This is a genomic window from Methanobrevibacter sp. (assembly GCF_045577275.1).
In the GTDB taxonomy this organism is placed as follows: Archaea; Methanobacteriota; Methanobacteria; order Methanobacteriales; family Methanobacteriaceae; genus Methanobrevibacter.
Genome location: NZ_JAZNIB010000017.1, coordinates 1 through 10101 on the forward strand (window position 1 = coordinate 1; position 10101 = coordinate 10101).

Annotated in this window: 4 protein-coding genes; 1 reads left to right on the top strand and 3 read right to left on the bottom strand. The window is 34.2% G+C overall.

The genetic code is table 11. The annotated features are described in order from the left end of the window. Nucleotides 1-136: 136 nt before the first annotated feature. Complete coding sequence (pheT, locus tag ACKI67_RS00675; RefSeq protein ID WP_407461458.1) at nt 137-1789, bottom strand: phenylalanine--tRNA ligase subunit beta; 1653 nt, start codon at nt 1787-1789, stop codon at nt 137-139. Between the two features lie 160 nt (nt 1790-1949). Further along, nucleotides 1950-2306 (bottom strand): hypothetical protein, encoded by a 357-nt coding sequence (locus tag ACKI67_RS00680; RefSeq protein ID WP_407461459.1) that lies wholly within the window; start codon nt 2304-2306, stop codon nt 1950-1952. 258 nt (nt 2307-2564) lie between these two features. Here ACKI67_RS00680 and ACKI67_RS00685 point away from each other — a divergent pair, with 258 nt between their 5' ends. Then, nucleotides 2565-5327, top strand: a complete 2763-nt coding sequence (locus ACKI67_RS00685; protein ID WP_407461460.1) for a valine--tRNA ligase — start codon at nt 2565-2567, stop codon at nt 5325-5327. A gap of 376 nt (nt 5328-5703) precedes the next feature. Here ACKI67_RS00685 and ACKI67_RS00690 read toward each other — a convergent pair. Next, nucleotides 5704-10101 (bottom strand): hypothetical protein (locus ACKI67_RS00690; RefSeq protein ID WP_407461461.1); only part of this gene is annotated, 4398 nt, incomplete at its 5' end.

A 10101-nucleotide genomic window follows, 5' to 3' on the forward strand; every position in this document is an offset into this window, starting at 1 on the left:
TTAATTTTTTAATTGTTTTTTTTTAAATTAGTTTAGATATTTGTTTTTTTAACTTTTTTTTTGGGATTGATTTAATTTTAATTTTTTAAAAAAGAAGATAAAATAAGAAGATAAAAAAAGAAAATAGGAAATTGAATTACAAGAACTCAATTTCAAATGCAATAACTGGATATTCCAATTCAAAGTTTCTAATAACTTCAGGAGCTATTTCACCAAAGAATCCAGTTATTTTACCGTTTTTAGATTCACCACTTATATCTGCCACTCTACCTGGAATAAAGCTTGTGTTGGTAGAATCAGATATTTCCATACTGTAGCCTAAATTGGAAACAACACTTGCTACAGTTGATTTTATTTCAGTAAAGTTTGCAGAGCTGTGACAAATCATACCAGCTAATTTTTTAACTTGTTTTGTCTTATTGGATGATTCGCTGTCCATGTATAGGACATCACCAATCTCAAAGATCTTTTGAGGAAGGTCTTCATGCTTGTTGTCTTCCAAGAATTCCATTAGGCTATTGAGCAAGCTTGTTCTAATCATAGTTCCGCTAATTGTGATTGGTTTTGAAACTTGAACATGATCAATCTCTTCCTGATTCATCTTCTTGTATTGGCTTTCCTCACTTGTTAGCATCAAGCTCATAACTTCTTGGAAACCAAGACCTATCATCACTTCTCTAATGGTTTTTTCACCTTTAAACCAATTATCTTCATTTGCTACAGTAACGATATCCGGCAATTTTGCTTCAACTGCATTGATATGGTATTGGATTGTAATGTTTTCAACAATATCCACTTCATGCAAGATGTCCACTCTGTAAGGTGGAATGAACACTTCTAATTCGTTATTATTAATGATGTTAGCGTCAAATCTTGCCTTTTCAAGCAATCCTTTAATGTCTTCTGCAGTCAAATCGGTTCCACCAATGAGTTCATTGGTCAAGTCAACATGCACATTTCTTACCTTTGGAGTGAAATCAGGACAAACGATGGTTTCATCATCATAAATGACTTCCATTGATTTCACTTTTCCTCCAACTTCAGCAAATGAAGCGCAAAGGATGTTTAATGACTGTTCAACTGCTCTTTCATCTGTTCCAGTTACATCGACAATGATGTTTGTAGTATCTTCCTTAAGTTTGGTCAATTCTCCGTTGATGATTGGAGGCATGGATAATACTTGTTCATCCTTATCGATGATAAGAGGATATTTGTCAAACTTATCAATCAAATGAGCGTATTTTTCTCCGGTCTTATGATTTTTCAATATTTCTTCTGGAGTCATTTCCTCATCCATTTCAAGAGGAACGAAAGCAGGTTCGTCTTTTGGTGTTGCTATGTATTTGAATGGTCCGCTTACTACATCTCCATTGTGCACACCAATAGCCACTTTCTTACGGTCTCTTCCGATTACCCAGTGCAAGTTTTCCTGGAAATCCATGATGTATTTGATCTTGTCACCTGTGAAATCCACTCCTTCGATTTTTGCAAATCTGATGTAAGGACGAATTTCAGCAACATCTTTGCTTACATAAACCTTTTCTCCGGATGGCTCAATTTCATATTTTGGAAGTCCGGTTTCCATTCCTAAAAATCCTTTAAATGATCTTGCCACACCTTCGACAGATAAGTTGTCTGGACGATTAGGGAAGAATTCAACTTTGATTTCCTCATCGTCATAATCTTCAATATCACTTGCCATCATAGGTAATGTATTGATAAGTTCATCTTTTTCCATATCAATACCTAAATCTTTTAAATCTTGATATTTAAATGTAATTACAGGCATTTATTATCTCCTAATACAGTTCAATAATTTTATAAGTTTTATTTTGATTTCTAATTTTTAATTTTCATATTAATTTTTAATTTTATTTTAATTTCAATTTTTCAATAATTCATCAAATAATCTAAGTCATTAAATTATTAAAAAATAAGTAAAATATTCTTTAAAATCCGAATATGATTATAAAGAATATTGATTCAGATACAAAATGCAATGCTCTATGAGGTAACCATGGCATATGTCTTATAACAATGGAATGGCTCACATCCAATAGGAAATGTATTAAAGCTGCTAAGAATCCCACTTTAAGTGAAAAGAATACACATGATATGAAAATAAAGTGGAAACATGCTTCTAGAGTTTCATGAACAATCCAAGTTTCCAATACGGAATCTAATGCGCTTGAGAGAATACCTCCAAAGATTATGTAGAAGTCTCTTACATAGTCCCAAACCAATCGGCTATGGACTTCATCACTTACAGCAAGTGCAATAGCTACATAAAACCATAATAAATGCATTTTTGTCACCTCTTTTGTCTGATTTTTATAAATATAATTTATATACTATGTTTGATTATGTTTATTATTTATTATATAATTATTGTTTTTTGAACTTTTTAACTGATTTTTTAATAAAATTCATTTTTTTACAACAATATTTAATAAATACTTTTTATAAATATTAAATTAGAATGTTTTATTTATTGAAATATTTGACTTTTAATAAATACATTTTTTATTAATTATTTTTATTATTTATTCATTTGGAGGAATATTTTGACAAACAAAGAAATTCCTAAAGATTATGACCCTAAAAATGAAGAAAAATGGCAGAAAAAATGGGAAGATGATGAAGTTTATAAATTTATTGGTGATGGAACCAGACCAAGATACATTATAGATACCCCACCACCTTATCCAACTGGACTCCTTCATATGGGCCACATTTTAAACTGGGCTTATATGGATTTCAATGCAAGATACAGAAGGGAAAAAGGTATGGATGTATTGTTCCCACAAGGATGGGACTGTCATGGTCTCCCTACTGAAGTAAAAGTGGAAGAAACCCATAACATTAAAAAGAATGATGTTACAAGAGCAGAGTTCAGAGATATGTGTACTGAACTTACAACACACAACATTGAAGTTATGAGAGGACAAATGCGTTCCGTTGGTTTCTCACAGGATTGGAGTAGAGAATACATTACCATGACTCCAGAATACAGAAAAAGAACCCAATTATCATTCTTGAAAATGTATGATCAAGGTTTGATTTACCAAGGTATTCACCCTGTAAACTGGTGTCCAAGATGTGAAACAGCTATTGCATTTGCTGAAGTGGAATATAGTGACAACACTACCTTCTTGAATTATGTAAATTTCCCACCTGCAGATGTTCCTGATGAAGTACTTGCAAATGTTGAAGGAAATTCCTATGTAAGATATGCGGATTTCCCAGACAAGGCTGATGCAAGTGTGCCTGGCGTATTGATTGCAACCACTCGTCCTGAACTTATGTCTGCTTGTGTAGCAGTTGTTGTTCACCCTGATGATGAAAGATACAACTCCTTATTAGGCAAATATGTTGAAGTTCCTTTATCCGGCCAAAAGGTAAAGATCATTGCCGATGAAGAGGTAGATATGGAATATGGTACCGGTGCAGTAATGATTTGTACTTTTGGGGATAAAACTGACGTTGCTTGGGTAAATAAATATGACCTTGATGTTATTGAAGCTATTTCTGAACAAGGAATACTCACTGAAGCAGCTGGCAGATATGAAGGCATGGAACTTCCTGATGCTAAAAAGCAAACCATAGAAGACTTGAAGGCTGAAGGTTACCTAACCAAACAGGAAGAAGTTGACCAAAATGTAGGTCAATGCTGGAGATGTAAGACTCCTATCGAAATTTTGGTTAAGAAACAATGGTTTGTAGCTGTTACCAAAATGATTGATGAAAGTAAAAAGGCTTCCAATGAAATGCGTTGGGTTCCAGAACATATGGAAAGCCGTTTATTGAATTGGGCAGATTCCATGGAATGGGATTGGTGTATTTCCAGACAAAGATTATTCGCAACCCCAATACCTGTTTGGTACTGTAAGGAATGTGGTAAGGTAATGTTGCCTGAGGAAGACCAATTGCCAATAGACCCTACTGTAGACAAACCTAAACATGCATGTGAATGCGGATGCACTGAATTCATTGGTGAAGAGGATGTATTGGATACTTGGATGGACAGTTCCATTTCTCCACTTTCTGTTGCAAACTGGCCAAATCCTGGTTGGGAAGACATTTTCCCATCAAGCATTCGTCCACAAGGACACGATATCATCAGGACTTGGGCGTTCTATACAACTCTTAGATGTTTAGCTTTAACCGGTCAAAAACCATTTGATGACATTGTAATCAATGGTATGGTATTTGGTGAAGACGGTTACAAAATGAGTAAATCCCGTGGAAATGTAACTGGTCCTGAAGAGGTAATTGCTGAATATGGTGCAGATCCTTTAAGATTATGGGCTGCTAACAGTGTACCTGGTTCTGATGTTGCATTTGATTGGAAAAACATCAAGCATGGTTATAAATTCATTAGAAAATTCTGGAATGCATTCAGATTTATCAGTATGCACATCTTCGATGAAGAGTCTGAAAAGGCTTTAAGCGGTGATATTGAAGCTATTAAGGCAAACTTAAATCCAATGGATACCTGGATTTTTGCAAAACTCAATAAGGTCAATAAGATTGTAGATGAAGCGTTCTATGATTATAATTACAGCATTGCAGTAAATACAATCGAACAGTTTGTATGGCATGACTTCTGTGATGAGTACATTGAAGCTGTAAAATACAGATTATACAATGATGACATTTCTGAAGAGTCAAGAATTGCAGCTAAATACACTCTTAGAACCGTAATTGAAGACACCTTAAAATTGCTTGCTCCAATTGCACCATTCTTTGCTGAAGAGGTTTACCAATACTTCGATGAAGACACAAGTATTCACAGTACTCTTTGGCCTGAAATTGATCCTAACTTAGATTCTGCAGAAATAGAAAAAGATGGTGATTTAGCTATTGAATTGATTGGTGAAGTCAGAAGATTCAAATCCGCTTCTAAAATCCCATTGAATGCAGATGTGGAAAGTGCAACTGTTTACTTGAATGATAAGACTGAAGACTTGAAAGACGTATTTGAACACTTTGCAGATGACATTAAAGGAACTTTAAAAATCCAAGACTTCCAAGTCACTACCGGTAAACCTGAAGTTCATGAGAAAGTCATTGAAATTGAACCGGACATGAGTAAGATTGGACCAACCTTTAAGAAGAATGCAGGTCAAGTCATAGGATTTATCAAATCAACCGATCCTGATGAAATAGCTAAACAATTAGCTGAAAATGGTGAAATAGCTATTGCTGATGGCGTCATCACTGAAGATTTCCTAAAGATGAAAAAGGAAATCGTAGGTGCAAGCGGTAAGAAAGTTGACATTTTGCAATCTGAAAAGCTTGGCGTTATCGTAGAAGTAGTCAGATAATTTTATTTCATGAAAAGTTTAATGCTTTTCATGTAATTTTTTTTTATTTTTCTTTTTTTTTAATTATCTAATTTTTTTATTTTTTTAATTAATCATTTTTAATTTTTTATTAATTTATTATTTTAATACTAATTGATGTATACTCTTATTTTATTATATTTTTAAAAACAGAGATGGATTAATATATTTGAATATATGATTAATAAAAAGATAGTTTCATAAGTTAATTTTAAAAATATTATTCAACACTTTGATTAAATCAATTAATTTTTTTTAAGAAAAATAGGACTTTTTTTAATTTAAAATCGAAAAAAAAAAAAATAAAAGGTATATGGGAAAAATTAATTTCCCATATCAAAAATTTTGTTTTTTGTGTTTAACTTTTCCTTTTCAAAGTCATACCAACAATTACGAGCACGGATAAGAGTGCTAATACGATTGGATTACCTGTTGGATACATTTCTTGAGGTGGTACATCAGGTACCGGTGGTTCTGGAGGTTCAATTACAGTCACTTCAGCGGAATCATTGTTGTTAGTGTAATTAGTTTCGTATGTATCACATACTACATGTGCCTTAACAACAAATTTGCCGGTTTCTAAAGCTTCTGTATCAAGTATTAATGTTACTTTTTCTCCAGGAGCTAAATCTCCTATGGTCCAAATTCCAGTTTCAGGGTCATAAGTACCTTTAGATGGTTTGAATCCTAAGAGTTTTAACTCATCAGGTATCTCAATAAATGCAGTAGCGTTTTCTGCAGTGTCCGGTCCTTTGTTTACAACAGTTACAGTGAATTCAACTTCATCTCCAACAGTTACTTCCACGACATTAGGGTCAATAGTAAGTACTAAATCACATTCTGGAGGTACAACAGTTGAATTGTTTGCGTTGTTGTTTGATTTATCAGGATCGTAAGTATCAGAATCAACGGTCGCTAAATTGGTAATGTTCTTATTAGTAGTTTTTACTAATGATTTGATTTTCAATGTAGCGGATTCGCCACAAGCAAGGTTTCCTACGTTCCAGATTCCAGTTGTTGGGTTGTATGCTCCAAGAGAGTTATCTGCGATGTGCACTAATCCTTTAGGTAATTTGTCAGTTACCACTACATTAATAGCAGCATCTGTACCATAGTTAGTCACAATGAGAGTCCAGGTAACTATATCGCCTTTATGTACGGTTTCATTAGAAACTAATTTTACAATTCCTAAATCAGCTTCAGGTTCGACGACTACAGAGCTATTGTCTTCATTATTACTTTCATCAGGGTCGTAGGTATCAGATGTAACATTTACGTAATTTGTAATTGTTTCATTTGAAGTTGCTACGGTAGTTACAATGGTTAAGGTAGCTGAACTTCCAACACTAAGGTTACCAATGGTCCAAATACCGGTTATAGGATCATATGCTCCATTGGAATCATCTGAAACATAGATTAAACCAGCTGGTAAGATATCACTAGCTATTGAATTAATAGCATCATTAGGTCCATTATTAATGACACTAATAGTCCATGTTACATTATCTCCATTATAACATACTTTTGTGGAGTAATCATTGATTTTGGTTACTGCTAAATCTGCGATAGGAACTGGGTCAATAGTACAGTTTACAGTAGAGTTGGTTCCGTTTGGTCCAACAATTGTAAGGTTATTGGTTTGGTTTCCAATGTCCATTACAAGTACTTTAACTGTAATGACAGCACTTGATTCAGCTGAGATATTAGTAATGGTCCAAGTAATTTTTTGGCCATCTACAATTTCTTCAATTAAATCAGCACCATCTATGCCAACAGTTTCTATGAATTTTAAACCTTCAGGTAAACTGTCAATAACAGTTAAAACATTAGTGTAAGTAATGTTTCCAACGTTTGTAATTGTTAAATTGTATGTAACGTTATCCCTATTGTAAGGTGTTGTGTTGCTAACTGTTTTTTGAGGTTCAGGGAGTTTAATGATGCTTACTGTTTTTTCATCATCATTATTGCTTAAGTCCCATTCATCTTCATAACAGCTTACATTAGCATAATTTGTTACCTCATCAATAGGAGTTACAGCACGAGTCCAAATTGTTAATGTTGCATCGGTTCCATTACCCATGAATCCAATGGTCCAAATTCCTGTATTATGGTCATAAGTACCATTTGTTGCTGTATAATTAATAAATACAAACTGGGTAGGGATGTGATCTTCTAAAGCGACATTAGTTGCATTTGTTCCATTATCTGCGTTGTGGACAGTAATGGTCCATACAGCAATGTCATCAACGAAATACTCATCTCTATCAGAAGTTTTATCAGTAGACAAATCAACAATAGGGACAGGTGTGACAGTTTCATTTACAGTTTTATTAGTACCGTTAGGTCCAATAATTGTTAAGTTGTTAGTTAAGTCTCCAAGTGCTTCCACTTTAACCTTAACTATTATTGTTGCATTAGTTTTTGCGGAAATGTTGGTAACTACCCATGTCACATTATTTGTGCCAATCACTTCATCGCCGATGAATTTACCGTTAACAATTCCAACTGTTTCAATAAATACTAATCCTTCAGGTAAGCTGTCAACAACAGTTAAGTTGTTTGTGTAGTCTATATCTCCATCATTGATGATTGTCAAGTTGTATTCAACAATATCATGATAATATGGAGTGCTGTTGGATACGGTTTTTACTGGGTCTGGAAGCGGAATGATTTCAACGGTTTGGTTATCAACATTGTTGCTTAAGTTCCAATCAGTTTCTTTGCAAGTAACGTTTGCAGTGTTGGTAACTTGGTCTACAGCAACTTTTGCAATTGTCCAAATTGTTAATGTTGCATCGGTTCCATTTTCCATAAAGCTAATGTTCCAAATTCCTGTTTCTTTGTCATAAGTACCTTTAGTTGCAGTATAGTTAATAAATTCAAACTGGCTAGGGATTTCATCTTTTAAAATGACATCGGTAGCATTTGTTCCGTTATCTGCATTATGAACAGTTATGCTCCATATGACGATGTCATCAACAAAGTATGCTTCCTTATCAGAAGTTTTATTAGTTGACAAATCAACTATAGGCACTGGTTCGATAGTTGTATTTACTGTTTGATTAGATCCATTTGGTCCGATAACAGTTAAGTTATTGGTTAAGTTTCCGAGAGCATTTACTTTAACCAATACAGTAATCACTGCTTTTGTGAAAGCAGGGATGTTAGTAATGGTCCAAGTTATGGTCTGACCTTCAACAGATTCGTCATCTGTTAAATTAGCATTTTCAATGCTTACAGTTCTAATGAATTCTAATCCTTCAGGTAAACTATCGATTACTTTCAACACATTTTCATAGGTTACATTACCTGTATTGTTAATGGTCAAGTAATATAACACTTCATCATGATAATAAGGAGTACTATTTGAGACGTTTTTCTCTGGATCTGGGAGAGGAAGAATATCTACAGTTTTATTTGCAATATTGTTAGATAAATTCCAATCTCTTTCAGTACATGTTACAGCTACTACATTAGTAACATTGTCTTTGACTTTTATAGCACGAGCAAGTATAATCAATCTAGCATCTGTACCATTAGCCATAAATCCAATGTCCCAAATTTTAGTCTCATTATCATATGTACCATTGAGAGTGTAATAATCAATATATTCAAACTCTGCTGGTAAGGACTCAAATAATTTAACATTGGTAGCGTTTGATGCATTATTAGCATTATGGACTGTAATTGTCCAAATTGCAATATCTTCAACGAAGTATACATCTTGATCAGAGGTCTTGTTAGTTGATAAATCAACTATAGGATCAACAGTTACGTTTACAGTGTCGTTAACTTCTGTATCATTTTCAGCACAGAATGCACTTGCAGTGTTGTTCCATGTTCCGTTGATCAATGCGGTTGCGGTAAGTGTGAATACGATTGATTCGTTAACATCTAATCTTTCAATAATGATTTTGTTGTTTTCGAATCTGCTATCGTTGCATACTACGTTTCCGAATTGTTCAGGAACGACATCTGTTATTTCTACCATTGTTGCGTTGGATGGTCCGTTGTTGGTAACGTTTATTGTGAATACTACTGTTTCACCAACATAAACTCTACCAGGTTCAACAGTTTTATTTACTGTTAAGTTGACTACTGGGTCGACAATGACAATTGCATCATCTTCGACCACTGTATCGTTTTCTGCACAAAATGCGCTAGCTACATTATCCCAGGTTCCGTTGATTAATGCGGTTGCATTAAGGGTGAATACGTATGAGTCTCCTACATTTAATTGTGCAATAATAATTTTATTGTTGCTGTATGCGGAGTCGTTACATACTACGTTTCCGAATTGTTCTGGTACTATATCAGTAACTTCCACTTGGGTTGCATTGGAAGGTCCATTATTAGTTACGTTAATTATGAACAATACGGTTTCACCTACATATACTCTTCCCGGTTCGACAGTCTTGTTAATGCTTAGGTTGACTACTGGATCTACGATTACAGTTACTGTGTCGTTTACGACGGTATCGTTTTCTGCACATGTTACGTTTGCTGTGTTGTTCCAGGTACCGTTTATCAATGCTGTTGCTGTGATTGTGAATGCGTATGATTCGCCTACATTCAATTTTTCAATAATTATCTTATTGTTGATGAATGCAGAGTCATTGCATGCGGTTACATTGAATTGTTCTGGTACGATATCTTCGATTGTTACGACAGTTGCGTTGGATGGTCCGTTGTTGGTTACGTTTATTGTAAATACAATGGTATCTCCAACTTGGACATGTTCTAAGTCTACAGTTTT

Excerpts from the sequence above, each read along its gene's own strand:
- ACKI67_RS00680 (WP_407461459.1), bottom strand. The coding sequence starts at position 2,306 with ATGCATTTATTATGGTTTTATGTAGCTATTGCACTTGCTGTAAGTGAT.
- pheT (WP_407461458.1), bottom strand. The coding sequence starts at position 1,789 with ATGCCTGTAATTACATTTAAATATCAAGATTTAAAAGATTTAGGTATT.